This is a genomic window from Microbacterium saccharophilum, assembly GCF_007992455.1.
GTDB classification, from domain to species: domain Bacteria; phylum Actinomycetota; class Actinomycetes; order Actinomycetales; family Microbacteriaceae; genus Microbacterium; species Microbacterium saccharophilum.
The window spans coordinates 78,977-105,247 of the sequence record NZ_BKAH01000006.1 but is presented as its reverse complement, the minus strand read 5'-3'; the positions used below and the strand labels follow the sequence as shown (position 1 = coordinate 105,247).

Annotated in this window: 25 protein-coding genes and 1 pseudogene; 7 read left to right on the top strand and 19 right to left on the bottom strand. The window is 71.1% G+C overall.

Annotated features, from left to right (window positions below; genetic code table 11):
* Positions 1-93: 93 nt before the first annotated feature.
* Complete coding sequence (locus tag MSA03_RS08115) at positions 94-1,188, bottom strand: fatty acid desaturase family protein (RefSeq protein ID WP_244946371.1); 1,095 nt, start codon at positions 1,186-1,188, stop codon at positions 94-96.
* A 164-nt stretch (positions 1,189-1,352) separates the two neighbouring features.
* Between MSA03_RS08115 and MSA03_RS08110 the strand changes: the two genes are divergently transcribed.
* Both MSA03_RS08110 and MSA03_RS08105 read left to right on the top strand, forming a co-directional pair.
* Positions 1,353-2,144, top strand: a complete 792-nt coding sequence (locus MSA03_RS08110; protein WP_244946370.1) for an alpha/beta fold hydrolase — start codon at positions 1,353-1,355, stop codon at positions 2,142-2,144.
* On the top strand, positions 2,141-2,806 hold the full coding sequence (locus tag MSA03_RS08105; protein WP_147050338.1) for an esterase/lipase family protein: 666 nt from the start codon (positions 2,141-2,143) through the stop codon (positions 2,804-2,806). Before MSA03_RS08110 ends, MSA03_RS08105 begins: the two co-directional genes overlap by 4 nt.
* 9 nt (positions 2,807-2,815) lie before the next feature.
* Here MSA03_RS08105 and MSA03_RS08100 read toward each other — a convergent pair whose 3' ends face one another.
* Positions 2,816-4,192 (bottom strand): MFS transporter, encoded by a 1,377-nt coding sequence (locus MSA03_RS08100; protein WP_147050336.1) that lies wholly within the window; start codon positions 4,190-4,192, stop codon positions 2,816-2,818.
* Between the two features lie 62 nt (positions 4,193-4,254).
* Here MSA03_RS08100 and MSA03_RS08095 point away from each other — a divergent pair, with 62 nt between their 5' ends.
* Positions 4,255-4,917: a ThuA domain-containing protein gene (locus MSA03_RS08095; RefSeq protein ID WP_147050334.1), complete on the top strand. Its 663-nt coding sequence runs from the start codon at positions 4,255-4,257 to the stop codon at positions 4,915-4,917.
* A gap of 34 nt (positions 4,918-4,951) precedes the next feature.
* Here MSA03_RS08095 and MSA03_RS08090 read toward each other — a convergent pair whose 3' ends face one another.
* From MSA03_RS08090 to MSA03_RS08070, 5 genes are all read right to left on the bottom strand, one after another.
* Positions 4,952-5,290, bottom strand: a complete 339-nt coding sequence (locus MSA03_RS08090) for a hypothetical protein (RefSeq protein ID WP_147050332.1) — start codon at positions 5,288-5,290, stop codon at positions 4,952-4,954.
* Between the two features lie 84 nt (positions 5,291-5,374).
* On the bottom strand, positions 5,375-6,292 hold the full coding sequence (locus tag MSA03_RS08085; RefSeq protein WP_147050331.1) for a carbohydrate ABC transporter permease: 918 nt from the start codon (positions 6,290-6,292) through the stop codon (positions 5,375-5,377).
* Positions 6,289-7,239 (bottom strand): carbohydrate ABC transporter permease, encoded by a 951-nt coding sequence (locus tag MSA03_RS08080; protein ID WP_147050329.1) that lies wholly within the window; start codon positions 7,237-7,239, stop codon positions 6,289-6,291. The genes MSA03_RS08085 and MSA03_RS08080 overlap by 4 nt, the downstream gene beginning before the upstream one ends.
* Positions 7,240-7,241: 2 nt before the next feature.
* Positions 7,242-8,627, bottom strand: coding sequence for an ABC transporter substrate-binding protein (locus MSA03_RS08075; RefSeq protein WP_244946369.1), 1,386 nt, complete (start codon positions 8,625-8,627; stop codon positions 7,242-7,244).
* 122 nt (positions 8,628-8,749) lie between these two features.
* The gene (locus tag MSA03_RS08070; RefSeq protein ID WP_147050327.1) at positions 8,750-10,099 is read right to left on the bottom strand and encodes an APC family permease; all 1,350 of its coding nucleotides are present in this window, start codon (positions 10,097-10,099) and stop codon (positions 8,750-8,752) included.
* A gap of 193 nt (positions 10,100-10,292) precedes the next feature.
* On the opposite strand from MSA03_RS08070, the gene MSA03_RS08065 reads away from it, so the two are divergent.
* Genes MSA03_RS08065 through MSA03_RS08050 form a run of 4 tightly spaced genes read left to right on the top strand, consistent with a single transcriptional unit; the run spans position 10,293 to position 13,116 of the window.
* Positions 10,293-11,438: a zinc-dependent alcohol dehydrogenase gene (locus tag MSA03_RS08065; RefSeq protein WP_147050325.1), complete on the top strand. Its 1,146-nt coding sequence runs from the start codon at positions 10,293-10,295 to the stop codon at positions 11,436-11,438.
* A 16-nt stretch (positions 11,439-11,454) separates the two neighbouring features.
* Positions 11,455-12,030, top strand: coding sequence for a hypothetical protein (locus MSA03_RS08060; RefSeq protein WP_028497060.1), 576 nt, complete (start codon positions 11,455-11,457; stop codon positions 12,028-12,030).
* Complete coding sequence (locus tag MSA03_RS08055) at positions 12,030-12,377, top strand: hypothetical protein (protein WP_147050323.1); 348 nt, start codon at positions 12,030-12,032, stop codon at positions 12,375-12,377. The genes MSA03_RS08060 and MSA03_RS08055 overlap by 1 nt, the downstream gene beginning before the upstream one ends.
* A 13-nt stretch (positions 12,378-12,390) precedes the next feature.
* Complete coding sequence (locus MSA03_RS08050) at positions 12,391-13,116, top strand: DUF72 domain-containing protein (protein WP_218028811.1); 726 nt, start codon at positions 12,391-12,393, stop codon at positions 13,114-13,116.
* Between the two features lie 4 nt (positions 13,117-13,120).
* Here MSA03_RS08050 and MSA03_RS08045 read toward each other — a convergent pair whose 3' ends face one another.
* The 12 genes and pseudogenes from MSA03_RS08045 to MSA03_RS07990 all read right to left on the bottom strand — a co-directional run bounded on the left by MSA03_RS08045 (position 13,121) and on the right by MSA03_RS07990 (position 26,267).
* On the bottom strand, positions 13,121-15,139 hold the full coding sequence (locus MSA03_RS08045) for an ABC transporter ATP-binding protein (protein ID WP_147050321.1): 2,019 nt from the start codon (positions 15,137-15,139) through the stop codon (positions 13,121-13,123).
* A pseudogene (locus MSA03_RS08040) lies at positions 15,136-16,863 on the bottom strand (ABC transporter ATP-binding protein). The gene MSA03_RS08045 and the pseudogene MSA03_RS08040 overlap by 4 nt, the downstream one beginning before the upstream one ends.
* A gap of 110 nt (positions 16,864-16,973) precedes the next feature.
* Entirely contained in the window at positions 16,974-17,852 is an 879-nt protein-coding gene (locus MSA03_RS08035; protein ID WP_147050319.1) for an aldo/keto reductase, read from the bottom strand.
* Positions 17,849-18,040, bottom strand: a complete 192-nt coding sequence (locus MSA03_RS08030) for a hypothetical protein (RefSeq protein WP_147050317.1) — start codon at positions 18,038-18,040, stop codon at positions 17,849-17,851. Before MSA03_RS08030 ends, MSA03_RS08035 begins: the two co-directional genes overlap by 4 nt.
* Positions 18,041-18,139: 99 nt before the next feature.
* Positions 18,140-19,069, bottom strand: a complete 930-nt coding sequence (locus MSA03_RS08025) for an alpha/beta hydrolase (RefSeq protein ID WP_170245472.1) — start codon at positions 19,067-19,069, stop codon at positions 18,140-18,142.
* The gene (locus MSA03_RS08020; protein ID WP_147050313.1) at positions 19,062-20,012 is read right to left on the bottom strand and encodes a DUF4862 family protein; all 951 of its coding nucleotides are present in this window, start codon (positions 20,010-20,012) and stop codon (positions 19,062-19,064) included. Before MSA03_RS08020 ends, MSA03_RS08025 begins: the two co-directional genes overlap by 8 nt.
* Positions 20,012-20,797 (bottom strand): glucosamine-6-phosphate deaminase, encoded by a 786-nt coding sequence (gene nagB / locus MSA03_RS08015; protein ID WP_147050311.1) that lies wholly within the window; start codon positions 20,795-20,797, stop codon positions 20,012-20,014. Before nagB ends, MSA03_RS08020 begins: the two co-directional genes overlap by 1 nt.
* A complete protein-coding gene (locus tag MSA03_RS08010; RefSeq protein ID WP_147050309.1) occupies positions 20,797-21,486 on the bottom strand; it encodes an N-acetylmannosamine-6-phosphate 2-epimerase in 690 nt (229 codons plus the stop codon). The genes nagB and MSA03_RS08010 overlap by 1 nt, the downstream gene beginning before the upstream one ends.
* Positions 21,483-22,433: an ROK family protein gene (locus tag MSA03_RS08005; RefSeq protein ID WP_147050306.1), complete on the bottom strand. Its 951-nt coding sequence runs from the start codon at positions 22,431-22,433 to the stop codon at positions 21,483-21,485. Before MSA03_RS08005 ends, MSA03_RS08010 begins: the two co-directional genes overlap by 4 nt.
* A complete protein-coding gene (locus tag MSA03_RS08000) occupies positions 22,433-23,377 on the bottom strand; it encodes a dihydrodipicolinate synthase family protein (protein WP_147050305.1) in 945 nt (314 codons plus the stop codon). Before MSA03_RS08000 ends, MSA03_RS08005 begins: the two co-directional genes overlap by 1 nt.
* Before the next feature lie 23 nt (positions 23,378-23,400).
* Complete coding sequence (locus tag MSA03_RS07995) at positions 23,401-24,201, bottom strand: ABC transporter ATP-binding protein (protein ID WP_147050303.1); 801 nt, start codon at positions 24,199-24,201, stop codon at positions 23,401-23,403.
* Positions 24,198-26,267 carry a dipeptide/oligopeptide/nickel ABC transporter permease/ATP-binding protein gene (locus MSA03_RS07990; RefSeq protein WP_147050301.1) on the bottom strand — a complete coding sequence of 690 codons (2,070 nt, stop codon included), beginning with the start codon at positions 26,265-26,267 and terminating at the stop codon, positions 24,198-24,200. The genes MSA03_RS07995 and MSA03_RS07990 overlap by 4 nt, the downstream gene beginning before the upstream one ends.
* Positions 26,268-26,271 lie beyond the last annotated feature (4 nt).

Genomic DNA, 26,271 nt, shown 5'->3' with positions numbered 1-26,271 from the left:
CGTGCGCGGCGCGAACTGCAGGACCGAGTGTGACGGGTGGGACAGGAGTGCCGTCATCCGCCCCACCGGCACCAGCTGCTCCTGCACTTCGCCTCACGCACGCCCGCCGACGAAGCTCCGCTGGTCGACGAGGGGGCAGGTGAACACGTCCCGCTCGCCGAGCCCGACGCGGTTGGTGTAGCGGACGACGATCGCGTACGAGGCCAGGAGTCCGACGCTCGCGTACGGGACGCCGTGCTCACGGCAGTACTCGGCGATGATCGGCGCCGCCCGCCGCAGGTGCGGGCGAGGCATGGACGGGAACAGGTGGTGCTCGACCTGGTAGTTCAGTCCGCCCATCGCGACGTCGAGCACCCGGCCGCCGCGCACATCCCGGCTCATCATGACCTGGCGGTGCAGGAAGTCGAGCTTCATGTCTCGCGGCACGATCGGCATCCCCTTGTGGTTGGGGGCGAAGGATATGCCCATGTAGAAGCCGAAGAGCCCGAGCTGCACGCCCAGGAACGCGAACGCGACACCGGGCGACAGCACGAGGAAGACGAGCACCGCGAAGCCGACGATCCGCACCAGCATGAAGGCGGTCTCGACCCACCGACGATCCAGGTGCTCGCGCACCGCGACCCGGCGGATGCCCGACGCGTGCAGCGAGACGCCCTCGAACAGCAGGATGGGGAAGAAGAAGATGCCCTGGTGCGCCCGCAGCCACTGGATGACGCGACCGCGGGGACGCGCACGCTGCTCCGGCGCCACGACGATGACGGGGAGCTCGATGTCGGGGTCGGCGCCGATCTTGTTGGGGTTGGCGTGGTGGCGGGTGTGCTTGTGCTGCCACCAGCCGTAGCTCATCCCGACGAGCAGGTCCCCGAGGACCAGGCTCGTCCAGTCGTTCCACCGCCCGGACACGAAGATCTGGCGGTGCGCCGCGTCGTGGCCGAGGAAGGCGATCTGCGTGAAGACGACGGCGAACACGGCGGCCGTGAACATCTGCCACCAGGTGTCGCCGATCACCGCGAACGCGACGAGGCAGGCGGCCAGCAGCACCGGCAGGCCGATGAGCTTGGACCAGTAGTAGCCGTATCGCCGGCGGAGGAGACCGCTGTCGCGGACCTTCTGCGCCAGTTCCGAGAACTCGCTGACCGTCCGACCGGCCGTGCGGTCGGTGCGGGGGATGGTGCGGATGACGTCCACGATGCCCTCCTCGTGTTCAGGGCTGCGACGCGTACTCCGAACGGTACGCCCGCAGTCTGTACGCCTCACAGGTTCGCGGGCACTCGCGCGATTCGGCATAGCGCGGTGGGATGCCGATAGCAACCCGCTGCCCGGCCGCCCGGATCTCGCGCATACTCGCGTGTGTGACCATCGCCGCCGCGCAACCCGCCCCGCGTCCGCCCCGGCGGGTGGACGTGGACGACGTGGCGTTCCGGGTGCTCTCGGCGGGTCCGTCGGCGGCATCGGCGGCACTCCCGCCGACCGTGCTGGTGCACGGGATCGGCGCCTCGCACCGCTATCTCTCCCGCCTCCATGCGACCCTGGCCGTGGACGGCGCGGTGCACTCCATCGACCTGCCGGGGTACGCGGGTCTTCCGAAGCCCGGACGGGACCTCCCGGTGGAGGCGATGGCACACGGTCTCACCGCCGTCATCGCCGGGCTCGACCTCGGACCCGTCGTCCTGGTCGGTCATTCGATGGGTGCGCAATGGGTCGTCGAGGCGGCGGCGCAGCGTCCCGACCTCGTGACCGACGTCGTCATCATGGGACCCGTCGCGGATGCGGCGCACCGGACACTGCCCGCCCAGCTGAGCGCGCTGGCGCTCGACACGCTGGGCGAGTCCCCCACCGTCAACGGCATCGTCTTCACCGACTACCTCCGCTGCGGCGTGCCCTGGTACCTGGCGCAGGTGCGGCACATGCTGTCGTATCCGATCGAGGAGCGCGTCGCCGCGCTCGACGTGCCGCTCCTCGTCCTTCGCGGCGCCCGCGATCCGATCGCCGGCCGCGAGTGGTGCCGGGCGCTGCGGGATGCCGCCGCGTCCGCCACGCTCGTCGAGATCCCCCGCGGCTTCCACGTCGTCCAGCACACGGCGCCGCGCGCCGTGGCATCCGCGATCCGGGCTCTCACGGGGCGTGCACAGGTGACGGCGTGATCCGGCTGGTGCGGATCCTCGTGTGGTGGGCACGGGACTACGCCTACGCGGGTCTCTGGCAGCTGCGCGCGACCTTCAACCGCACCGACCCGGCGACGTTCCGCACCGGCGACCGGACGCCGATCGTCGTCCTGCCGGGCGTCTACGAGACGTGGAAGTTCATGCAGCCCCTCGTCGGGGCGCTGCATGGCCGGGGTCACCCGGTGCACGTCGTCGAGCTGCTGCGCCGCAACCGGCGCCCCGTCGCCGAGATGGCCGAGAAGGTGACCGCGTACCTCGTGCAGCACGATCTCCGGGATGTCGTCCTCGTGGCGCACAGCAAGGGCGGGCTGGTCGGGAAGCAGGTCATGGTGGGGCCCGCCGGCGGCCGCGTCCGGTCGATGGTGGCCGTCGCCACGCCGTTCGGCGGGTCGCGCTACGCCCGGCTGCTTCCGGCGCGGACCCTGCGGACGTTCTCCCCGCGGGATGCCACGATCGTGGCCCTGGGCGGTCAGGCGACGTTCAACACCCGTATCGTCTCGATCTACGGCACGTTCGACCCGCACATCCCCGAGCGCAGCGAACTGGCCGGGGCCCGGAACATCATGCTCACGACGGGCGGGCACTTCCGCATCCTCGCGCACCCGCGTGTGCTCGCGGAGGTGGAGACCGCTGCCGCCTGACCTGTCGGATCAGGCGGCCTCGACGCGGGTGCGTCCGGTGTCGCGGATGCCGAGCCAGGAGACCACGCCCCCACCGGCCATCAGAATCGCGCAGACGACCGCGGCCCGGTGCAGGCCCGCCAGATCGAGGTCCCCCGCGACGATCAGCGCGAGCGAGGCGATCGTGAGGAGTCCCGCGATGCGGGCCACCGCGTTGTTCACGGCGGAGGCGACCCCCGCGTGGGCGGCCTCGATGGAACCGAGGATCGCCGCCGTCAGAGGAGCGACGGTGAGGGCGAGACCCAGCCCGAAGACCAGCATGCTGGGCAGCACCTGCCACCAGTAGGAGAACGACTCCGCGACCGTCAGCAGCAGGAGGCAGCCCGCTGCCATGACGAGCGGACCGACCGTCATGAAGATGCGGGCACCCCAGCGGCCCGCGAGGGCCCCGGCCCGGGAACTCAGGAGGACGAGGAGAACCGTCGACGGCAGGCTTGCGAGGCCGGCGGCCGTCGCGGAGAGTCCGGCGCTCTCCTGCAGATACACCGCGACCACCACGCCGTTCAGCGACAGTGCGCCGTAGATGAGCAGGGTGGCCAGGTTGCCCGCGGAGAAGTTCCGCACCCGGAACAGCTCGAGCGGCAGCATGGGCGAGGCGACCCGCCGCTGCCGGAGCACGAATGCGACCAGGAGGACGACCCCGCCGACGCCGGTGCCCCACACGAGGGGGTCCCCCCACCCGAGGCGGGCCTGCTCGATGAGAGCGAAGACCGTCGCGCCGAGACCGACGGCGCAGAGCGCCGCGCCCAGCCAGTCGACCCGCGCACCGGGCTGCCGCACGTCGTGGACGCCCATCCGCGGCACGAGGAAGAGGGTCACCGCGATCGGGACGACGTTGATGAAGAACGCCCACCGCCAGGAGGCGAGGTCGATGAGCAGGCCGCCCAGGAGCGGCCCCACGAGCATGGCGGCGGTCGTGAGCGCCGTCCAGATCCCGATGGCGCGCGCCTGGGCGGCATCCTGGAACGTCGAGGTGATGAGCGCGAGCGAGCTCGGCACGAGGAAGGCCCCCGCGGCACCCTGCAGCGCCCGCGCCGCGATGAGCACCATCGGATCGGGGGCGAGCCCGACGGCGACCGACGCGACGCCGAATCCGATCAGCCCCAGGCGGATCACGAGCACGCGGCCGAACGCGTCACTGACGGAGCCCGCGAGCAAGATGAGGGCGCCCAGCGTGATGAGGTAGGCGTCCACGGCCCATTGCTGCGTCACGAGCCCGCCTCCGAGCTCACGGCTGATGGCGGGCAGCGCGACGTTGACGATCGTGCCGTCCAGGAACGCGACGAAGGATGCCAGCACGGCGACCGTCAGGACGATCCGGGACGGGCCGGTGATCGGTGCGCTCATGCGGTCAACCTACGCCGCTGACGAGGGTGCCGGGGCGGATACCGGTGTCTACAGTGGGATGGATGACGGGAGCCGGAGGTCGGATGCGGTCACTCATCGCGAGCGGCGCGGGGCGGTACGCCGACCCGTGGCATCCGTTCCCGCGGACGACGCCGCTCGTGTCGGCCACGCTCGCGGATGCGGGGTTCGACGTGAGCGTCGACGACGACGTCGACCGCGCACTGACCCGCCTCGGCGGCGTCGATCTCCTGGTGCTGCACGCGGGGGCGCCGTCGGATGACGCCCCGCTGCCGGACGATGCTGCCGCCGGACTCGCCGCCGCGGTGGCGCGGGGCATCGGCATCCTGGCCGTGCACATCGGGATCCGCTGCCTGCAGGCGCATCCGGGCGGGCCGGAGCTGCTGGGTGGTCTCTGGGTGGACGACGTCTCCTGGCATCCGCCGCTCGGCGTCACGCCCATCCGCGGCGGCATGCTGCCGGGCGGTGGGCCCATCGCCGACTTCGAGGTTGAGGATGAGCGCTACCTCGGCCTGCAACTCCTCGGCGAGCGCGTCGAGGTCGCCCACCACGTGCACGAGGGGACGTCGGCGCGGACCGCGTGGGTGCGTGAGGTCGGCGCTGCCCGCATCGCGGTGGACCTGCTCGGCCACGACGAGCGCTCCTACGACTCCGCGGGCCGCCGGGCGATGCTCGCAGCGCTGGCAGGCTGGGCCGCCCGCGGCTGACGATGCCGCACCCGGATGGCGCTGCGGCGGGCCGTCAGACGAGGTCGTCGTCTCCCTGGACGAACGTGGAGAGCTCGGTCTCCTCGGTGACGGGGCGGGAGGGCCGCACCTTCGCGGCGCGCAGCTGCAGTTCCGCGATCACGTCGGCGTCGGGCGGCACTTCGTCCAGGCCGGCCACCGGCATCGTGTAGAGCTGACTGGCCGGGCCGATGAGGAGCTCGGCCTTCGTCGACCGGCCCTCCTCGTCGACGGCGGGCACAGCGACGACATCCGATGCATTCGCCTCCGCGAGCGCGGACGCGTAGTCCAGGAGCGCCGCGGCCGTCTCATCCGCCATGAGGATCGAGTCACCGGTGTAGTGGAGTCGCTGCATGACGCCATCCTCTCCGACCCTCACCCCGCACGCTTGGGGGTTGCATCTGCCCGCCTCGTGTGCCTAACCGCCGCGCGGCGGCGCTCATCCCTTCAGCCCTCCCGCGCTGATGCCCTGGATGATCTGTCGCTGACCGAGGAAGAAGATGATGATCATCGGGATCGTGGCGATGACGCTCGCGGTGACGATGATCTCCCAATGCCATTCGCCGCCGAACCCGAACGCATCGACGAGGGACTTCAGCCCGCGGGGGATCGTGAACGTCGATGCGTCGCGCAGGTAGATGAGCGCCCGCATGAGATCGGTCCAGACGGCCTGCACTTCGAAGACGAGCGTCACGGCGATGGCGGGTCTGCTCAGCGGCAGGGCGATCCGCCAGAAGACCCCCCATTGCGTGGCACCGTCGACGCGGGCCGCGTCGAACAGGTCCCGCGGCAGGCCGAGCATGAACTGCCGCAGCAGGAAGACGTAGAAGGCGCTCGCGAAGAGGTTCTGCGCCCACATCGGCACGAGCGTGCCGACGAGGCCGAGGGAGTTCCAGATGAGGAATGTCGGGATCATGGTGACGGCGCCGGGGAGCATCATCGTCGCCAGGACCAGACCGAACAGCGCGTTGCGCCCGCGGAAGCGGAAGTACGCGAAGCCCCACGCGACCATCGCACTGGAGATCGTGACAGCCACCGCTGCGAGCACCGTCACGACGAGGGTGTTGAGCAGCCACAGGGCGAGAGGTGCCTCCTGCCACACGCGGACGTAGTTCTCCCAGGTGAAGGTCTCCGGGATGAGCCGGTTGTCGAAGACCTGTCCACGCGGCTTGAAGGAGGCGCTGATGAGCCACACGAACGGGTACGCGAAGATCACGGCGAAGACGGCCAGCGCGAGGCCGATGAGCACGCGGCTCACCCGGCGCGGCGTGCGGCGTGCCTTCCTTCGGTCGGGGATGCCGTGGGGCTCGTCGCCGTCCGGGGCGACGGCGGGAGGCCTGGTGGCGGAGAGGGTCATCGCGCGTCCTCCCCCTCGTAGTAGACGAGCCGCCGCGAGATCACGATCTGCACCGTCGTGACGACCATGATGAGCGCGAACAGCAACCAGGCGAGCGCGGACGCGTAGCCCATGTGCAGGAACTCGAACGCCTGCTGGAAGAGGTAGATGACGTAGAACAGCGCGGCGTCGTTGCTGTAGGTCGTGTTCCCGGCCCCGAAGAACGCGGTGTAGGCCTCGTCGAAGGTCTGCAGCCCGGCGATCGTGTTGACGATGACGATGAAGAACAGGGCCGGACTGATCATCGGCAGCGTGATGCTCAGCGACTGCCGCCAGAATCCCGCCCCGTCCAGCCGTGCGGACTCGTACAGCTCCTCCGGGACGCTCTGCAGGGCAGCCAGGAGGATGATGACCGACGCGCCGACGGTCCACAGGCTCATGACGACGAGACCGGGCTTCACCCATGCCGGGTCGGTGGTCCAGGAGGGCCCGTCGATGCCCACGACCCCGAGGGCTTCGTTGACGAGACCGTTCTGTCCGTTGAACAGCAGCAGGAAGAGCACGCCGACGGCGACGGGCGGCGTCATCTTCGGGAGGAAGAAGATCGTCCGGTAGAACCCCGACGCGCGGCCCGCACGGTGCAGCAGGAGGGCGAGCAGCAGGGACACGATGACGTAGAGCGGAACCTGCAGAGCAGTGAACAGGAACGTGTTGCCGAGCGCGAGACCCACCTTCGGGTCGCGGAACATCTCCGCATAGTTGTCCAGTCCGACGAAGCTGGGGTCGTTGATCACGTCGTAGTCGGTCAGCGACAGGTAGGCGCTGTAGATCAGCGGCCAGGCGGTGAAGACGACGAAACCGACGAGCCAGGGGCTGAGGAACAGGAACGCCGCACCGACGTTCCGCCGGCGGGCGCGGGCGCGCGAAGCATCACGCGCCCGCTGCGTCGCCGCGACGGCCGTGCTCATCCTCAGTCACTCGATTCCAGCTTGTCCCAGCCCTCGTCCAGCGCGGCCTGGGCCTTGTCCTGGGCCGCCGCGAGCGCGTCGGCGGGTTCCTTCTGACCGTTCAGCACGGCGTTGACGGCATCGAACATCGCCGACTTGAACTCGGCGTCGGCGGGGTTCGCGGGGAGGCTGAAGGTGTCGTCGTTCGCCTCGTACATCTTCTCCACCGCGGACGCCCACGGCTCGTCTTCCGCGGTCGTCATGTCGCGGATCATCGCGTCGGCCTTCGTGTTGCCGGTGAGGATGCCGGTGAACGCCTTGCCCTCCGTGTTCCGCGCCTCGAGGCGGGCGTTCGCCGCGGCCTCCCACGCGTCCAGCGACGTCATGACGCGGGCGAAGCGACAGGCGGCCGCCGGGTTCTCCGCCCCGGCGGGGATCACCCACGCCGACCCTGAGGCGTACGCGAGCGGCTCCCCCTTGCGGTCGCGCACCGTGTCGAAGGCGACCGGGGCGTCCGGCGACACGTCGTTGAGGACGTTGACATACCACTGCTCCATGGGCATCGCGCCGAGGACGTTCGTCGCGAACTGGTTCCCCTCGCCGAAGAAGTCGGCGGAGTCACGGTACGCCTTCACCGCGCTGAATCCGCCCTGCGCGTCGTAGATGCCGACCGCCCATTCGAGCGCCTCGACGACGGCGGGATCGTCCAGCTGCGCCGTCCTGCCGTCCTCCGAGATGAGCTCGGCCCCGTTCGCCTTCGCCCAGAGCGGCAGGAACTCCGGGAGCTTGCTGTCGACGCCGATCACGGAGAGCTTGCCGGACTGCGCGACCATCATCCTGTCGGCCGCATCGGCCGTGCGGTCCCAGTCCGACCCGTTCACGTCATCCAGCGAAAGCCCTGCCGCGTCGAGCAGGTCCGCGTTGGCCATCGTCAGCTGCACGGTGTTGAACTCCGGGATGCCGTAGACGTCGTCGTCGAGGGTGACCTGGGCGAGGCCGGACTCCACGAAATCGTCCGTCGGGATCCCCTCCCCGTCGATGCAGTCCTCGAGGGGGACGATCGCGCCGCGGGCGGCGAGGGATCCCACCTGATCCCGGTTGGCGTACACGAGGTCCGGCGGCTGCCCGGTCGCGATCGCGGACAGCAGCTGCTGCATGTCGAGATCGCCCTCCGCGAGCTTCACGTCGACGTCGCCGACCGCCTCCTTCGCCAGGTCGAGCCGTGAGGTCGCGACCTCGTCCACGCCGGAGAAGCCCATGATCGACAGCGATCCGGTCAGGTCGGCGTCCGGGCTGTATTCGGTGTCGTCGTCCTCCATCCCGCCCGTGCCCTGCGCGCAGCCGGTGAGACCGCCGAAGAGCGTGAGCGCCGCGGCCGCGGCGAGGAGTCGTCTGGATGTCGTACGCACGATGCCCCCTGCGATGTGTTCCCTGCGCGCCCGGCAGTGGGCGGTGGCGAGAAGATAGGGCGGGGGCGGAACGCGCCGGAGGGGCTTGACAGTCCACGATCGCGCGAGTAGTCGGCGGTGCGTCAGGACCGGACGAGGGGACCCCGCTCCGGGTCCGCGGAGCGCGCGCCGCGGCGCCTCCCCCACCGGGTCGCGAAGTACAGGATGACGCCGACGACGAGAAGCGCCGCGGCGAACAGCCAGACGATCGGCCGCTGCTGCGTGAGCAGGAGGACGCAGGACGCGATGCCGAGATACGGGATGACCGTCCACACCCGGAAGTGCTCGTGCTCCACAGCATCCCGCCGCAGGACGAGGACCGACACGTTCGCGCTCAGGAAGACGAACAGCAGCAGGAGCACCACGGTCTCGGCGAGGGTGGCGAGGTCGCCGACGAGGGTGAGGAGCATCGCGATCACGGTCGTCGCGAGGATCGCGACCCACGGGGTCCGGCGTTTCGGGAGCACCCGGGACAAGGCCGACGGCAGCAGCCCCTGCTCGGACATGCCGTAGGCCAGACGGCTCGCCATGATCATCGTCAGGAGAGCGCCGTTGGCCACGGCGATGAGCGCGATGAGGCTGAACAGCCAGGACGGCACGGCGACGCCGCTGGCCTCCACGACGGCCAGCAGCGGACCGGTGGACTCGGAGAGCTCGGCGGCGGGGAGCGCGATCGCGCTCGCGAGCCCGACGAGGACGTAGACGACACCCGCCGTCAGGAGGGCGCCGAAGAGCGCCCACGGGTAGGAGCGGGACGGATTCTTCACCTCCTCGATCACGTTCGCGGACGTCTCGAACCCGACGAAGGAGTAGTAGGCGATGATGGCGCCGGCGAGCACGGAGGTCGCCGCGCCGGCGCCGTCCGGCAGGGCTGTGACACGGGCGACGTCGCCGCCGCCCCCGGCGAGCATGAGGCCCACGACGGCGATGACGATGACGAGCCCGCTCACCTCGATCACCGTCATGACGACGTTCGCCGCCATCGATTCGCGGATGCCGCGGGCGTTGAGCGCCGCGACGACGGCGAGGAAGACGAGCGCGACGGGGATCACCGGCAGCTGGAGGAACGTCTGGAAGTACTCCCCGGCGAACGCGAGGCTCAGACCGGCGGCGCTGACGACCCCGGCGGCCAGCATGCTGAACCCGACCAGGAAGGAGACGAGCGGCATCCGGAACGCCCGCTCCGCGAAGACGGCGGCGCCGCCGGCGCGCGGATACTTCGTGACGAGCTCCGCGTACGACCCCGCCGTGAGCATCGCGAGGGCGAGCGCGAGCAGCAACGGCGCCCACAGCATCCCGCCCACCCGCTCGGCGAGCACCCCCATGAGCGCGTAGATGCCGGCGCCGAGCACATCGCCGAGGACGAAGAAGAACAGCAGCGGTCCGGTGATGCCGCGGTGCAGCTTCGTCGTCGGTTCCGTGTCGACGGTCATGCCATGTCCCTTTCTGCTCTGCCGTGCACAGCCGGAGAGCAAGTCTGACGAACAGCCTGAGACACCGAGCGGAAAACCGCGAAGGGCTTGACGTCGTGGGCATCCCTGTGTCCGTGGGCCGGTCCGTTTCCACACCGCGGCGCGAGATGCAACCCCCCTGCGCCCACGACGGGTCGCGTTTAGAACCGGAGGCATGAAAGCGATGACGTATCGGGGGCCGTACAAGATCCGCGTGGACAGCAAGCCGGAGCCCCGTCTCCAGCATCCCAACGATGCGATCGTGCGGGTCGAGCTCGCCGCGATCTGCGGCTCGGACCTGCACCTGTACCACGGCATGATGCCCGACACCCGGGTGGGGCACACCTTCGGTCATGAGTTCATCGGGACGGTCGAGTCCGTGGGTGCGTCCGTGCAGAATCTGCGGGTCGGCGACCGCGTGATGGTGCCCTTCAACATCTTCTGCGGCTCGTGCTTCTTCTGCGCACGGGGCCTGTACTCCAACTGCCACAACGTCAACGCGAACGCGACCGCCATCGGCGGCATCTACGGCTACTCGCACACGACGGGGGGCTACGACGGCGGTCAGGCCGAGCTGGTCCGCGTCCCGTTCGCCGACGTGGGACCGACCGTGATCCCGGACGACATCCACCCGGAGGATGCGCTGCTGCTGACGGATGCGTTCTCGACCGGGTACTTCGGGGCCCAGCTCGCCGACATCGTCGAGGGCGACACCGTCGTCGTGTTCGGGGCCGGACCGGTCGGGCTCGCAGCGGCGCGCTCCTGCTGGCTGATGGGCGCGGGGCGGGTGATCGTCGTCGACCACATCGACTACCGGCTGCGCAAGGCCGAGCAGTTCGCGTATGCGGAGACCCTGCACTTCGGGGAGGTCGACGACGTCGTCCGGACTCTCAAGAAGATGACGGACGGCCTCGGAGCAGACCGGGTGATCGATGCCGTCGGCGCGGAAGCGGACGGTCACGTCATCCAGCACGTCACCTCCGCGAAGCTCAAACTGCAGGGCGGGTCGCCCGTCGCGCTCAACTGGGCCATCGACTCCGTCCGCAAGGGCGGCACCGTCTCGGTCATGGGCGCCTACGGGCCCCTCTACAGCGCCGTGAAGTTCGGCGATGCCATGAACAAGGGCCTCACACTGCGCATGAATCAGGCGCCGGTGAAGCGGCAGTGGCCGCGACTGTTCGAGCACATCCGCGCCGGCCGCATCGCGCCACGCGAGCTGATCACGCACCGGTTCGCGCTGGATGACATCGCGGAGGGTTACCACGTCTTCTCGTCGAAGCTCGACGGGATCATCAAGCCGATCATCACCCCGGTCGCCTAGGACGAAGGAGGACGACATGCCGTACACCGCCGATAAGCCCGGCCGCCCGCACGACCCCGAGGCCCTGCGGGCCCGCATCCCGGGGTGGGGCGCCGACCTGGACCCGGCCGACCGCCCCGCCTTCCCTCGCGAGCAGCCCGGGATCGCCACCGGCGCCCACTGGGACCTGCCCGAGCAGCAGCACGGATTCGGTCCGCGGGAGAAGTCCGTCGAGCACACCCGGCTGACACCGGTCTTCGGCACCGCGCAGCCGCTGCACGGCGTGGCCGGCGGGATCCGCCGCCTCGCGTACGCGCGCTACAGCGAAGGGCAGACGGCGCACTGGCTGCTGCTGGTCGCGGCGGACCGGGTGGACTCCGCGGGCGCGCACCTGGCATCCCTCGCCTCACGCCGCCCGGACGACCCGATCACCCAGTCCGGGGTCCTCGGCGAGCGCGGACGACACCCGATCGCCTCGAGATTCGGGCGCGGGCGGGTCGATCTGAAGCACGCGTGGATGGATCCCGTGCTGGTCGTGGGCCCGTGGGTCCTCGCCGCTGTCGGCCTGTTCCGATTCGGGCGCGCGCTCGTGGTGTCGCGAGGAGGTCGCTGATGGCCATCGAGGTGAACCGGCCCGCCGTCGAGAACGCCCGCAGGCTCATCCGTGCCGGCGAGGTCGTCCGGGACGACCGCGACGCCTGGTCGGAAGCCGCCCCCACCGCCGACGAGGAGAACAGCTTCATCGAGGAGCACGGGTGGACGGAGTTCTCGCACTGGCATCTCGGGATCGACAAGGAGCAGAACCGGGAGACCAAGGGCGCGTACTCGTTCCCGTTCGGCGACTTCCGCAAGGTGCACCGCTCCGGCGTGATCTCGGGCGAGAGCCGGGCGGGGCAGCACGACCACACCGAGATCCGCGACGAGCTGCGCGCGCTCCTCGAGCTCATCGACGCGGAGTGAACGGCGGGTCGGCGTGATCCGGGTCGGCACCTCGGGCTGGAGTTACGACCACTGGACGGACGTCCTCTACCCGCCGGGGACGCCGGCCGGGCAGCGCCTCGCGCGGTATGTCGAGGCCTTCGACACCGTCGAGCTGAACGCGAGCTTCTACCGCTGGCCGCCCGATGCACGGTTCGCGGCGTGGCGTGAGCGGCTCCCGCCCGGCTTCGCGATGACCGTGAAGGCTCCCCGCGGCCTGACACACGGAAAGCGCCTCTACGATCCGGAGGTGTGGCTCGAGCGCATGACGCGGGGGTGGCGGGCGCTCGGCGACCGGGCGGGCTGCATGATCGTGCAGCTCCCGCCCGACATGCAGCGCGACGATGACCGACTGGACTACTTCCTGGCACGCGTGCCGGACGGGATGACGACGGCGGTCGAGCTGCGTCACCCGACGTGGAACGACGAGGCCGTGTTCGCCCTGCTGGAGCGGCACGGCACGGCGTACTGCGTCGTGAGCGGCGCGCACATCGAGTGCATCCTGCGTGCGACCGCCCGCACCGTGTACCTCCGGTTCCACGGGCCCAGCCACGACCGGCTGTACGAGGGCTCGTACTCCGACGACGACCTCGGGTGGTGGGCCGACCGCATCCGGGAGTGGACGTCGAACGGGCACGACGTCTGGGCGTATTTCAACAACGACGGACACGGCCACGCCGTCCGCAACGCCCTGACGCTGCGCCGGTTCCTCGGGGGATGAGCGCTCAGGCCTCGGTCGGCGCAGGGTCCTCCGCGAGGTCGGTCGCCGCATGCTCGAACTGGGCGCGATACAGCCGCCAGTACGCACCCTCGGCGGCGATGAGCTCCTCGTGCGTGCCCTTCTCGACGATGTCGCCGTGCTCCATCACGAGGATGAGGTCGGCGTCGCGGATCGTGGAGAGCCGGTGCGCGATCACGAACGACGTGCGGCCCTCGCGGAGCGCCGCCATGGCGTGCTGCAGCAGGAGCTCGGTGCGGGTGTCGACGGAGGAGGTCGCCTCGTCGAGGATCAGGACCGACGGCTGGGCCACGAAGGCGCGGGCGATCGTGATGAGCTGCTTCTCCCCGGCCGAGACGTTGGACGCCTCCTCGTCGAGGACCGTGTCGTAGCCGTCCGGGAGCGAGTGCACGAACCGGTCGACGCGCGTCGCGGTCGCGGCATCCACGATCTCCTGATCGGTCGCCGACTCGCGGCCGTACCGGATGTTCTCCCGGATGGTGCCGGCGAACAGCCACGGGTCCTGCAGCACCATGCCGGTGCGGGCGCGCACGTCGTCGCGGGTGAGCTCGGCGATGTCCTGCCCGTCGAGCAGAATGCGACCGCCGTCCAGCTCGTAGAACCGCATGATGAGGTTCACGAGCGTCGTCTTGCCGGCGCCGGTCGGTCCGACGATGGCGACCGTCTGCCCCGGCTCGACCCGGAAGGACAGGTCCGAGATGAGCGGGTGCTCCGGGCTGTACGAGAACGAGACGTTCTCGAACTCGATGACGCCCTCGCCGTCGACGGGGGCGGGTGCGTCGCTCGCATCCGGCTCCTGCTCGTCCGCGTCCAGCAGCTCGAACACACGCTCGGCCGACGCCGTGCCGGACTGGATGACCGCCGCCATGCCGCCCAGCTGCGACAGCGGCTGCGTGAACTGCTGCGAGTACTGGATGAAGGCCTGCACGGAGCCGAGCGTCAGCTGCCCGGTCGCGACCATGAGACCGCCCAGCACGGCGATGCCCACATAGGTGAGGTTCCCGATGAACATCATGCCGGGCATGATGATGCCGGAGAGGAACTGCGCCTTGAACGCCGCCTCGTACAGCTCCTCGTTCTCGACCTGGAACTTCTCCCGCGAATCGATCTCACGACCGAACACCTTCACGAGGGCGTGCCCGGAGAACGACTCCTCCACGCGGGCGTTGAGCCGCCCGACCTTCTGCCACTGGGTGCCGAAGGCCTTCTGCGACCGCGGACCGATGACGCCGAAGATCACGGCCATGAACGGCAGCGACACGAGCGCGACGAGGGCCAGCTGCCACGAGATGGAGAACATCATGATGAGCACGCCGACGACGGTGAGCACCGAGGTGACGACGCCGGAGAGCGACTGCTGCATCGTCTGGGTGATGTTGTCGATGTCGTTGGTGACGCGGGAGATGAGCTCGCCGCGCTGCACCCTGTCGAAGTAGGACAGCGGGAGGCGGTTGATCTTCGTCTCGACCGACTCGCGCAGGCGCCACATCGTGCGGACCATGATCACGTTGATGACGTAGCCCTGGATCCAGCTGAGGATCGACGAGACCACGTAGATGGCGAGGACGGCGACGATCACCATCCGCAGGGCCTCGAAGTCGACGCCCGCGCCGACGGTGAAGTCGCCCATCGCCGCGATCATGTTCGCCATGTCGGTCTGACCGGCGCTGCGCAGCGCGTCGACGACGACCTCCTGCGACGTGCCGGCGGGGAACTGGGCGGCGAGCGCGTTCGAGGCGACGCCCTCGAAGATGAGGTTCGTGGCCTCACCGAGGATCTTCGGCGCGATGACGGCCAGGACGACCCCGACGGCGCCCAGGATCGACACGAACACGAATGCGGCGGCGTGGGGTTTGAGCAGCCCGATCAGGCGGCTGAAGCTCTGACCGAAGTTCGCGGCCTTGCCGGGCGCGACGCTGTCCCAGTCGCCGGAGTTCAGTCGGGCCTGCTCGGCCAGCTCGAGGTCGCGGCGCTCCTCCTCGGTCAGGTTCTCCGTGGCGCTCACGCCTCCACCCCCAGCTGCGACTCGACGATCTCCCGGTAGGTGTCGCTGGACTCCAGCAGCTCCTCATGCGTCCCGACGCCGACCATCCGGCCGTCCTCCAGCACGACGATGCGGTCGGCGTCGGTGATGGTCGACACGCGCTGGGCCACGACGATCTTGGTCACCTCGGGCAGCTCGCGCCACAGGGCCTGCCGCAGCCGCGCGTCGGTGGCGAGGTCGAGGGCGGAGAACGAGTCGTCGAAGACGAGGATGTCGGGCTGATGGATGATGGCGCGCGCGATCGCGAGGCGCTGGCGCTGGCCGCCCGACACGTTCGTTCCGCCCTGCGCGATGCGCGCGTCGAGCCGCCCCTCCATCTCCTCGACGAAGTCCCGCCCCTGTGCGATCTCCAGCGCCTGCCAGAGCTCTTCGTCGGTCGCCTCCTCGCGCCCGAACCTCAGATTGGAGGCGACGGTGCCGGAGAAGAGGAAGGGCCGCTGCGGCACCAGGCCGATGCCCTTCTACAGTCGGTCGAGGTCGGCCTCGCGCACGTCGACGCCGCCGACGCGCACGGCGCCGCCGGTCACGTCGAACAGGCGCGGGATGAGGGAGATGAGCGTGGTCTTCCCGGAACCCGTGGACCCCACGACCGCGACGGTCTCCCCCCGCCGGGCCTCGAACGTGATGCCCTGCAGCACGGGGGCGTCGGCGCCCGGGTAGGTGAACTCCGCGTCCGCGAAGGCGACCGTGCCCGGCGCGGGGAACGCGGTGACCGGGTTCTCCGACCGGGTGAGGGTGGAATCGCTCGCGAGGACCTCGCCGATGCGCTCGGCCGACACGGCGGCGCGCGGGATCATGATCGTCATGAAGCTCGCCATGAGCACGCCCATGAGGATCTGGGCGACGTACTGCATGAAGGCGAACAGCGTCCCGATCTCGACGTTTCCGGCATCCACCTGGATCGCACCGAACCAGATGACCCCGATGACGGTCACGTTCAGGACGAGCATCGCGACGGGGAACAGCAGGACGAAGAGCGACCCGACCTTGCGGCCGACGACCATGATGTCGGTGTTCGCGACGGCGAAGCGCTCCTCCTCGATGCGCTCGCGGACGAACGCGCGCACGACGCGCACGCCCGTGAGCTGCTCGCGCATGACGCGGTTCACGGCGTCGAGCTTCTCCTGGAAGCTGCGGAACAGGGGCACCATGCGGCTGATGATGAGAAGGACGAAGGCGAGCAGCAGCGGCACCGACACGGCGATGAGCCAGCTGAGGCCGACGTCCTGCTGCAGGGCCATGATGACGCCGCCGATCGCGAGGAGCGGCGCCGTGACGAGCATCGTCGCGCCCATCATCGCGAGCATCTGCACCTGCTGGACGTCGTTGGTGTTGCGCGTGATGAGCGAGCCCGGCCCGAAGCGCGACACCTCGCGCTCGGAGAATCCGCTGACCTTCTCGTAGACGTCCCGGCGGATGTCACGGCCCGCCGCCATCGCGGCGCGCGCGGCGAAGTAGGTCGCGATGACGGATGCCGTGATCTGGCCGAGCGAGATCACGAGCATGAGCAGGCCCGTGGACCAGATGTAGCCGGTGTCGCCCTGGGCGACGCCCTTGTCGATGATGTCGGCGTTGAGGCGGGGCAGGTACAGCGAGGCGACCGCCGCCGCGAACTGGAAGGCCAGGACGCCGAGCAGCAGCCAACGGTACTGCGCGAGGTATTTGACGAGGATTTTGCCGAGCAACGAGATCTCCGAGCGTGTGGATCCGACCCGATAGCTTCGCAGAGCGATCGGCGCGTGTCTACGGGGAGCGTCGCACGGGGCCCCGACACCGGCGCGTCGGGGCTCCCGGCTCAGTCGTTGCCGCTGGCCGGCGGTGGTCCGAGCTGCTCGATCGCCGCGAAGAAGCCGTCCGGAACGGGGGCGCCGATCAGCCCCGGCAGGGCGTTGAGCCGTTCGAGTGAGCTGACGCCCACGACGGTGGTGTCCACGAGCGGATGCCGCAGCGAGAACTGGAGCGCCGCAGCGGCCAGGTCGACCGACCACTCCCGCGCGAGGCTGCGCACGCGGTCGACGTGCGCCGCGAAATCGGCCGGCATCGGATGGTAGCCGTACGTGCCGGATCCGTTCGCGAGCGTCCCTCCGCCGAACGGGGCCGCAGTGAAGACCGTCATCCCGAGTTCACGGGCACGCGTGAACGTGGGCTCGGCCGAGCGGTCGACGAGGGTGAAGCGGTTGTGCGAGAGGACGACGTCGAAGAGGCCGGTCTCGACGTACTCGTGCACTTGCGCCATCGTCCCGGACGCGATGCCGATGGCCCCGATGACCCCCTGGTCCCGGAGGGCGAGCAGCGCGGGCACGGCACCGCCGGGCGCCATGGCCTCGTCGAACCCGATCGTGTACGGGTCGTGCAGCTGATAGAGCGGCAGGCTGTCGAGCCCGAGGCGCCCGAGCGACTCCTCGAGCGAGCGCCGGACGCGGTCGCCGTCGAAGACGCCGGTGTCGCCGTCGCTGTCCGCCTTCGAAAAGACCAGCTTCCCGGCCGGCAGGCCGCCCGCGCGGCGGATGGCCTCGCCGAGGGCGGTCTCGCTGCGGCCGCCGGCGTAGTTGTTGCTCGTGTCGACGTTGCCCAGCGGCGAGGCGAGCAGCGCGCCGGCCAGTTCGGACGCGCCCGGACGGGTCCCGAGCGACGAGGCGCCGAGCGTGACCGGCGTGGTGGCGACCGCGTTCACGCGTCGTCGTCCGCGCGCCTCGGCGGCTCGTCGAGGTCGACGTCCGGCTCGGCCAGCGCGCCGCCGTCCATCTCCTCGCGCACCGCGTCGTCGACCGTCGGCGTGCCGTGCTCGTCGGCGGTCGGCGTGCCGTGCTCGTCCAGCCCGCCCGCCGCCGCCTTCTCGTCATGGTTCGCGTGCTCGCTCATCGCGGCATCCTCTCTCGTGTCCGGTTCCAGGACCATAACGCGGATGCCGCCGGCACGCGGGGGGCTTGAGGCGCTCGCGCCGCGGTGATAGCGCGCGCCTCAGACCTCCCCGGCGAGCCAGCGGCGGATCCAGTCGCCGCGCACCCGGTGCGACTCGGCGGAGACGACCGCCTCCTCGGCGGCGCAGTCGAAGGCGTGGAACCCGCCCGACCAGACGTGCAGCTCGGCGCGGTTGCCACCGCGCCACAGGGCGGTCGCGTACGCCGTGATCGCGTCGCGGAAGAGCTCCGCCGAACCCGCGTCCAGGTACGCGGGCGGCAGGGCCGGGGGGTCCCGCCGCTCCCCCGCTGGAAGGGCGGCGTCGCCGTCGAGCGCCGCCTGCCACGCGGACGTGCTGTTCTGCGCACTCCACGACGGGTCGTCGCGGAACGCGGCGGTGGCGGCTGGGTCGGCCCGGGCGAGCATGGGGCAGACGAGCAGCTGCCCGTCGATGCGGACGCCGTGGGATGCGGCATCCCACGCGGCGGCCGCCGCGATGCCCCCACCCGCGCTCTGCCCCGCCAGGAGCACCCGGGTGCCGTCTACGCCGGCGGCGGCAGCGACGGTCAGCGCCGCGTCGACCATGGCCGTGAACGTGTGCTCGGGCGCGAGGGGATACTCGACGCTCCAGATCTCGAGGTCCAGCGCGCCGGCGTGCCGGCCGACGACATCGGCCCCGTCGAACCGGTCGCCGGCGATGAGCCCGCCGCCGTGGAGGAACACCACCCGCGCCGCGGGCTGCGCGGCGCGGCCACGGAAGACGGTGACAGGGATGCCGTGGACGTCTCGCTCCTCCGCGGAGAGGCCGCACCGGGCCGCGACGGCGGCGGCGGTCGTGCCGCGCGCGGTCGCCGCGGCCCGGTAGGCGAGGAGGTCGGAGCGGGTGGTCATCGCGGTCGGCAGCGCCGCGGCCAGGGCGTCGAGGGCCGGCCGGAGCGCACGCGCGACGGGCGGACGGGCACCCCGCCGCGGGCCGACCGGGTCAGGCACCGCGTGCGCCGGGATGCTGCGCGAACGCCGCTTCGACGACGGCGAGGTTCGCCGCGACCGTCCGGAGGACATCGCCCGCCGTGCGGTCGGACGGGCGCCTGCTGACCTTGAGTCCCGCCCAGGCGAGGGGGCCGGCCGCGGCGACGGCATCCGCGACGTGCCGGTCGTCCAGGAGCGACGCCGACGCCTCGTCGGCGGAGGCCAGCGGAAGGTGCGCGTCGACCCACGCCGCGCCGTACGGACCGTCGACGGCGGCGGCGCCGGAGAACGCGAGCCCCCGGAGCAGGCCGGTGTCCGCGCAGGCGCGCACCTGCGCGGTGACGGCGTCGGGGTCGCGCAGCTCGATGGCCGAGCGACCCCAGTTCAGCCACAGCCCGACGGGCGCGCCGCTGCGCGTGACGGCATCCGTCTCGTCCGCGAGGGGGAGGAATCCCTTCTCGTGCTGCTGCCCGGGCACGGCCGCGTCGCAGTGCTCCACGACGAGTTCGGCGCCGTCCCAGTCCCAGCCGGCGATCTCGGCGAGGGAGTCGGCGAGGGCGTCGCCGCTGCCGGTCAGCTGCGGCGCGGTGTGCAGGGCGATGACCGCGACGCGCGCGCGACCGTCGTCGTTGAGCCGGCGCGCGTCGTCGGCCTGGGCACGCAGGTCCGCGATCGCGGCGCGGCGTCCGTCCGGGTCGGCGGAGGCGATGCCGTACGCGGCATCGGCCCCGCACCGCCGCATGACACACGGCAGCCCGGTGAGCGCGAGCGTCGCACCGGCGGGCACGTTCGCCCGCAGCCAGGCGGAGTCATGCGGGTGCAGCTCCCCCAGCCAGGGGAGCTCGAGGCCCACGACGCCGGGCAGGGCGCACAGCCCTTCCAGGAGCGCGCCCTCCAGCTGCGGGTCCCAGTGGGTGTGGGCGGGCGACGCGGCGTACGCGCTGACCAGGACCGGGGGGATCATCAGCGGGACGCGGCGACGAGATGCCGGCCGGCGTACGCGTCGCGGTAGTAGTCCGCGAGCTGCAGCCGGGAGGCGGCGGCCTCGTCGAGGAGCACCGTGACGCGGGGGTGATGCTGCAGGGCGGTGGCCGGCCACAGGGCCGACACGGGGCCCTCCGCCATCTGCGCGACAGCCTCGGCCTTGGCCTGTCCCGTTGCGACGAGGACGATCTGCCGCGCCGAGAGGATCGTGCCGATGCCCTGCGTGAGGCAGTGCCGTGGCACGGCGTCGACGTCATCGCCGAAGAAACGGGCGTTGTCGCGGCGGGTCTGCGCCGTGAGGGTCTTCACCCGCGTCCGGGAGCCGAGCGACGAACCGGGCTCGTTGAAGCCGATGTGACCGTCGGTGCCGATGCCGAGGATCTGCAGGTCGATGCCGCCGGCAGCGGCGATCGCGGCCTCGTACGCGGCGCACGCGGCGGCGAGGTCGGCGGCGGTGCCGTCGGGGCCCTGCACGGCGCCGGGGGCGAAGTCGACGTGCGACGTGAAGTCGTCTTCGATGACGCGGCGGTAGCTGCACGGGTGCCCGGCCGGGAGGCCGACGTACTCGTCGAGCGTGAAGGCGCGCGCCTGCGCGAAGCTGACCTCGCCGGCCCGGACGCGGGCGGCCAGGGCGTCGTAGATGCGCAGCGGGCTCGAGCCGGTCGCGAGCCCGAGCACGGCGTCCGGTCGCGCTGTGAGCAGCGCCGAGAACAGGTCGGCGCCCCGCTCCCCGATGGCTTCCTCGCTGCCGATGATGATCTCCATCAGATGTCCTCTCCGAGTGCGGCGACGAACCACGAGGTGATCGTCGCGGGGTGGGTGATCGCGGTTCCGACGCACACGGCGTCGGCTCCAGCGTTCCGCGCGGCACGGGCGTCGGCGGGTGAGTGGATGCGGCCCTCGGCCATGATCGGGGCGGTGCAGGCGGCGCGGACCTGGGCGATGAGCTCGAGATCGGGCCCGACCGTCTTGGGACGCTCGCCCGTGTAGCCGGACAGCGTGGTGCCGAGGATGTCGGCTCCGGCGGCCTCCGCGGCGAGGGCGTCTTGGAGCGATCCGCAGTCGGCCATCACGAGCACGTCGTGGGTCTCGCGGAGCTGGGCGATCGTCTCGGCGAGGGTGAGCCCGTCGGGACGCGGGCGGCGCGTGCCGTCGATCGCGACGATGTCGGCGCCGGCGTCGGCGACGGCGCGGGCGTGCGCGAGGGTCGGGGTGATGAAGACGCCGTCCTTCCCGTCCTTCCACAGCCCGATGACCGGCACGTCGAGGTCGGCCGCCTCCCGGATGTCGTCGAGCCCCTGCAGGCGGATGCCGGCGGCCCCGCCGATCACGGCGGCGCGGGCGATCTGCGCCATCGTGCGGGGGTCGCGCATCGGCTCACCGGGATACGCCTGGCACGAGACGACGAGGCCGCCGGCCAGCCGGTCGATGATCGTCGCGGACGACGCGGTCATGAGATTCCTTTCAGGGCGGCCCAGGCGGAGGCGGCGGCGCCGCGGAGCGGGGCGTGGGGACCGAGGGTGCCGGGGACGAGGGGGACGGTCTGGAGCGCGTCGATGACCTCGGCACGGAACGCGTCGTCCATGGGCTGCCACCAGTGGTGGCCGATGTCGGGCACGCCGCCGGTGATGACGACGCGCTCGGGGTCGAGGAGGGTGACGGCGGCCGCGATGGCGCGGCCGACGGCGGCGGCGGAGTCGCGGACGGCGCGCACGGCGAGCGCCTCGCCGCGCGCGGCGCGGGCGGCGACGCCGCGGGCGTCGACCTCGTCGGGGTCGCCGCCGAGCGACAGGTAGTGGCGGTACAGCCCGATGCCGGAGCCGATGGCCTCGAGGTGGCCGCGCCGCCCGCACGGGCAGCGCAGATGCTCGGCGCCGGGGGTGGGGACGTGCGCGATCTCGCCGGCGACGTGCCGCGCGCCGCGGAGAGCGCGGCCGCCGAGGATGATGCCGGCGCCCACGCCGGTGCCGACCGCGACGACGAGCACGCTGTCCGCGCCGGCGGCGGCGCCGTGCCGGTGCTCGCCGGCGGCGTGCGCGTCGACGTCGTTCTGCACGTGGACGACGGCACCGGGGGCGAGCCTCCCCGCGAGGCCGGCGCGCACGGCGTCGGCGAGGCGGGTGCCCGCCCAGCCGGCGAGCGTCTCGGTGGCGGAGATGATCGACCCCGAGCCGACGTCGACGACCCCCGCGGTGCCGATGCCCACCCCGCGCAGGGTGGCCTCCGGCATCCGGTCGAGGAGCGTCGCCGACAGCTGCAGCACGGTGGCGATGATCGCCTCCGGCCCGGCGGAGCCCGGTGTCGGCCCGGCGATCTCGTCGAGGATCACGTCATCCGCATCGGCGAGGCCGACCGCGGTCTTCGTGCCCCCGATGTCGACGGCGAGGACGACGTCGGCCATCACGCAGGCAGCAGGTCGTGCGCGTCGAGGATCGCGCGGATCTTCTCGACGGCCGCGTCGTCGAGCGCCTCGACGCCGGGCGCCATGACGGCGTGGTCGATGATGCCGCGGGCGACCATGGCCGCCTTGAACGCGCCCACGCCCGTCGCGTCACCGGACAGCCCGGTGGGCTGGAAGACGACCTCGAAGAGCGCGTTGATGCGCTCCTGCTCGGTGCGCGCCGCATCCCAGTCGCCGCGCGTCGCGGCATCCCACAGCCGGACGTAGCCCTCGGCCTCGACGTTCGCGAACCCCGGCACGACGCCGTCGGCGCCGGCGAGGAGCATCGCGTCGACGACCATCTCGTGGCCGGTGAGCAGCTGCAGCGGGTGACCGGCGGCCTCGTTCGCGGCGAGGAGGCGGCGGAAGCCCACGTCGTCGCCGGAGGAGTCCTTGACGCCCGCGATGACCCCCTCGGCGGCGAGCTCCATCAGCAGCGCGAGGCTGAGCTTGGTGTGCACGCGGACCGGCACGTCGTACGCCCAGAGCGGCACGTCGATCGCGGCGGCGATGGTGCGGAAGTGCGCGGCGATCTCGGCGGGCGAGTTGAGCGTGTACAGCGGCGCCGTCGTGACGATGGCGTCGACGCCGACCGCGGTGAGCGCGCGGGCGGTCTCGATGATCCGGCCCGCGGTCAGCTCGATGGCCCCGGCGATGATCGGGACGCGCCCCGCCGTGGTCTCGACGATCGTGCGAGCGATCTCGACCCGCTGGGTTTCGGTGAAGTACGCGGTCTCGCCCGTCGAGCCCAGCGCGAACAGTCCCGTGCAGCCGGCATCGATGAGGTGGTCGACGAGGCGGGCCAGCGACCCGTGGTCGACGGTGCCGTCGGTGTTCAGCGGGGTCGCGACGGGCGGGACCACGCCGGAGAATCGTGCGGCGGAGGAGGCGGTGGAGGAAGTCATGTGCAAGTCCAAGTCGGTGGGGTTCAGGGGGTCGGATGCAGCAGCGAGGGCGCGGCGCCCAGCAGGCTGCGGGTGTAGGGATCCTCGGGGCTCTCGAAGATGCGGGCGGCGTCGCCGAACTCGACGACCCGGCCCTTGTTCATCACCGCGATCTCGTCGGACAGGTAGCGCACGGTCTGGATGTCGTGCGAGATGAAGACCATGCCGAGGCCGAGCTCGTTCTTCAGGTCGGTGAGGAGGTTGAGGATCTGCGCGCGCACCGAGACGTCCAGCGCCGAGGTCGGCTCATCGGCGACGATGACCTGCGGGTCCAGAGCGAGGGCGCGGGCGATGGCGACGCGCTGCCGCTGCCCGCCGGAGAGCTGACCGGGCAGGGCGTCCAGCGCCGACTGGGGCAGGCCGACGAGCCCGATGAGCTCCTTGACGCGCCGGTCGCGCTGCGCGGGAGAGCCGATGCGGTGCACCTGCATGGGGTCGAGCAGGGCGTCGCGGATCGTCATCCGGGCGTTCAGCGCCGTCGCGGGGTCCTGGAAGACGACCGACAGGATGCTGCCGAGACGCTTGCGCACGCGGGTCGTGAACGTGCGCACCGGCTCACCGGCGAACACCACCTGACCCGATGTCGGCTGCTCGAGGCCCACCAGCACCTTCGCGGCGGTGGACTTGCCCGAGCCGGACTCCCCCACGATGCCGAGGGTCTGGCCGCGCTTGACGGTCAGGGAGACCCCGGCGAGCGCGTCGACGTAGCTCTTCGCGAAGAGCCCGGAGGAGCGCGTCTTGTAGCGGACGTGCACGTCATCCAGCTCGATGATCGTCTCGTTCATCGTCCGGCTCCGATCGGGGTGACAGGCGCATCGTCCGGGTGGGCGGCGTAGTAGTGGTCCGTCCCGTCGATGCGGCGACGGACGGGGGTGACCCCGGCGCCACGGGCGGGGATCGACGAGCGCGGGGCGAAGCGGTCGCCGGCGGGGAAGTCGCGCGGCGACGGCACCGTGCCGGGCACCTGGTGGAGGCGGTCCGAGCCCGACTCGATCGAGAGCACGGCGCCGAGGAGGCCCCGCGTGTACTCGTGCACGGGCTGGGTGAGCAGCTCCCGCGTCGTGCCCTGCTCGACGACCTGCCCGGCATACATGACGGTGATGCGGTGGGCGAGCTCCGCCACCAGGGCGAGGTCGTGCGAGACGAAGAGCATCGCGAAGCCGAGCTCGTCGCGCAGCTTGTTGAGCAGGTCGATGACCTGGGCCTGCACCGTCACGTCGAGCGCCGTGGTCGGCTCGTCGGCGATCACGAGACGCGGGTTGCGCGTCAGGGCCATCGCGATGAGCACGCGCTGCCGCTGCCCGCCGGAGAGCTCGTGCGGGTAGGACGCGAGCGTGCGCTGCGGGTCGAGACCCACGAGCTCGAGCAGATCCTCGGCGGTGCGTGTCCCGCCCCGTGACGTGAGCTGCTTCATCTGCGAGCGGATGAGCATCGCGGGATTGAGGGAGCTGAGCGCGTCCTGGTAGATCATCGCGATGTCGTGGCCGCGGAGGGCGTTGCGCTCCTTGGGCGACATCTCCAGGAGGTTCTTGCCGTCGAAGAGGATCTCGCCGCTGATCTGGGCGCGCGGGTCGAGCAGTCCCATGATCGCCAGCGAGGTGATCGACTTGCCGCATCCGGACTCGCCGACCAGCGCCATCGTCTCCCCCGGCCGGACCGTGAAGTTGACGTTGTCGACGACGTTGACCTCACCGTGACGCGGGAACGCGATGGAGAGGTTCTTCACCTCCAGGAGCGGCGCGGCGTCACCGGCGTACTCCAGGCGGTCGGCGCGGGCCAGCTCGACGTCGCGGAGCGCCGCGAGGCGCTCATCGAGCGGGATGACCCGCGTCGTCGCGCTCAGGATCGGGCTGCTGACCGTGATGACCGGCACCTCGACGCCGTCGAGGACGCTGCCGTCGATCTTCGCCGCCAACGAGTCGTCCTCGCTGTGCGGGGCCTCCGTGGCCTCACGCGTGGTCGCGGACCCCTCTGTCGAGGCGGCATCCAGCGTGAGCTTGCGGGTCTTCGGCGTCAGCATGGCATCCGTCATCCCCTCGGAGAGGATGTTCAGGCACAGGACGGTGACCATGATGAGGAGGCCCGGGAAGAAGGTCGCCCACCAGGCGCCGCTCATCAGCAGGTTCCGGCCCGCGGCGATCACGTTGCCCCAGGAGGGCTCCGGGTCGGGGACGCCGGCCTGCAGGAACGACAGCGACGCCTCGAAGACGATCGCGTCGGCGACGAGCACGGTCGCGAACACGAGGACCGGGGCCATCGTGTTGCGGGCGACGTGCTTGATGACGATGCGCGGGGTCGAGGAGCCCATGACGCGGACGGCCGAGACGTAGTCCTCGCCGTACTGGTCGAGGATGTTGGCCCGCACGATGCGGGTCAGCTGCGGCACGTAGAGGAAGGCGATCGTGAGCACGAGCACCGGCAGCGACTTGCCGAACACGGCGACGAACACGGCGGCCAGCGCGATGCCGGGGAACGACATGATGACATCCATGACGCGCATGAGCGTCTCGGCGATCCACTTCGGGGCGGTGGCGGCGATCGCGCCGAGCACGACGGCGACGGTGAGCGCCGCGATCGTCGCGCCGAGGCCGATCGTCAGGGAGTAGCGGCCGCCGTAGACGAGGCGGGAGAAGATGTCGCGGCCCTGCCGGTCGGTGCCGAACCAGTGCTCGCCGCTCGGCGCCTGCACGGGCGCCCCGGAGGCCAGCGGGTCGTAGGGGGCGATGAGCGGGGCGAAGATCGCCGCCAGGGCCACGATCGCGATGATCGTGAGGCAGATCTTGGAGCCGAGGGACAGGCTCCCGAGCCGGAGACCGGAGAGGGAGAGCCGTTGGGTCAGATTGCGTCGCATGGTG

What these genes read in the sequence shown, in the direction of transcription:
- MSA03_RS08005 (WP_147050306.1), bottom strand. Translation starts at nt 22,433, where the DNA reads ATGGCCGACGTCGTCCTCGCCGTCGACATCGGGGGCACGAAGACCGCG.
- MSA03_RS08055 (WP_147050323.1), top strand. Translation starts at nt 12,030, where the DNA reads ATGGCCATCGAGGTGAACCGGCCCGCCGTCGAGAACGCCCGCAGGCTC.
- MSA03_RS08020 (WP_147050313.1), bottom strand. Translation starts at nt 20,012, where the DNA reads ATGATCCCCCCGGTCCTGGTCAGCGCGTACGCCGCGTCGCCCGCCCAC.
- MSA03_RS07995 (WP_147050303.1), bottom strand. Translation starts at nt 24,201, where the DNA reads ATGAACGAGACGATCATCGAGCTGGATGACGTGCACGTCCGCTACAAG.
- MSA03_RS08080 (WP_147050329.1), bottom strand. Translation starts at nt 7,239, where the DNA reads ATGAGCACGGCCGTCGCGGCGACGCAGCGGGCGCGTGATGCTTCGCGC.
- MSA03_RS08070 (WP_147050327.1), bottom strand. Translation starts at nt 10,099, where the DNA reads ATGACCGTCGACACGGAACCGACGACGAAGCTGCACCGCGGCATCACC.
- MSA03_RS08100 (WP_147050336.1), bottom strand. Translation starts at nt 4,192, where the DNA reads ATGAGCGCACCGATCACCGGCCCGTCCCGGATCGTCCTGACGGTCGCC.
- nagB (WP_147050311.1), bottom strand. Translation starts at nt 20,797, where the DNA reads ATGGAGATCATCATCGGCAGCGAGGAAGCCATCGGGGAGCGGGGCGCC.
- MSA03_RS08065 (WP_147050325.1), top strand. Translation starts at nt 10,293, where the DNA reads ATGAAAGCGATGACGTATCGGGGGCCGTACAAGATCCGCGTGGACAGC.
- MSA03_RS07990 (WP_147050301.1), bottom strand. Translation starts at nt 26,267, where the DNA reads ATGCGACGCAATCTGACCCAACGGCTCTCCCTCTCCGGTCTCCGGCTC.
- MSA03_RS08000 (WP_147050305.1), bottom strand. Translation starts at nt 23,377, where the DNA reads ATGACTTCCTCCACCGCCTCCTCCGCCGCACGATTCTCCGGCGTGGTC.
- MSA03_RS08060 (WP_028497060.1), top strand. Translation starts at nt 11,455, where the DNA reads ATGCCGTACACCGCCGATAAGCCCGGCCGCCCGCACGACCCCGAGGCC.
- MSA03_RS08010 (WP_147050309.1), bottom strand. Translation starts at nt 21,486, where the DNA reads ATGACCGCGTCGTCCGCGACGATCATCGACCGGCTGGCCGGCGGCCTC.
- MSA03_RS08090 (WP_147050332.1), bottom strand. Translation starts at nt 5,290, where the DNA reads ATGCAGCGACTCCACTACACCGGTGACTCGATCCTCATGGCGGATGAG.
- MSA03_RS08085 (WP_147050331.1), bottom strand. Translation starts at nt 6,292, where the DNA reads ATGACCCTCTCCGCCACCAGGCCTCCCGCCGTCGCCCCGGACGGCGAC.
- MSA03_RS08030 (WP_147050317.1), bottom strand. Translation starts at nt 18,040, where the DNA reads ATGAGCGAGCACGCGAACCATGACGAGAAGGCGGCGGCGGGCGGGCTG.
- MSA03_RS08095 (WP_147050334.1), top strand. Translation starts at nt 4,255, where the DNA reads ATGACGGGAGCCGGAGGTCGGATGCGGTCACTCATCGCGAGCGGCGCG.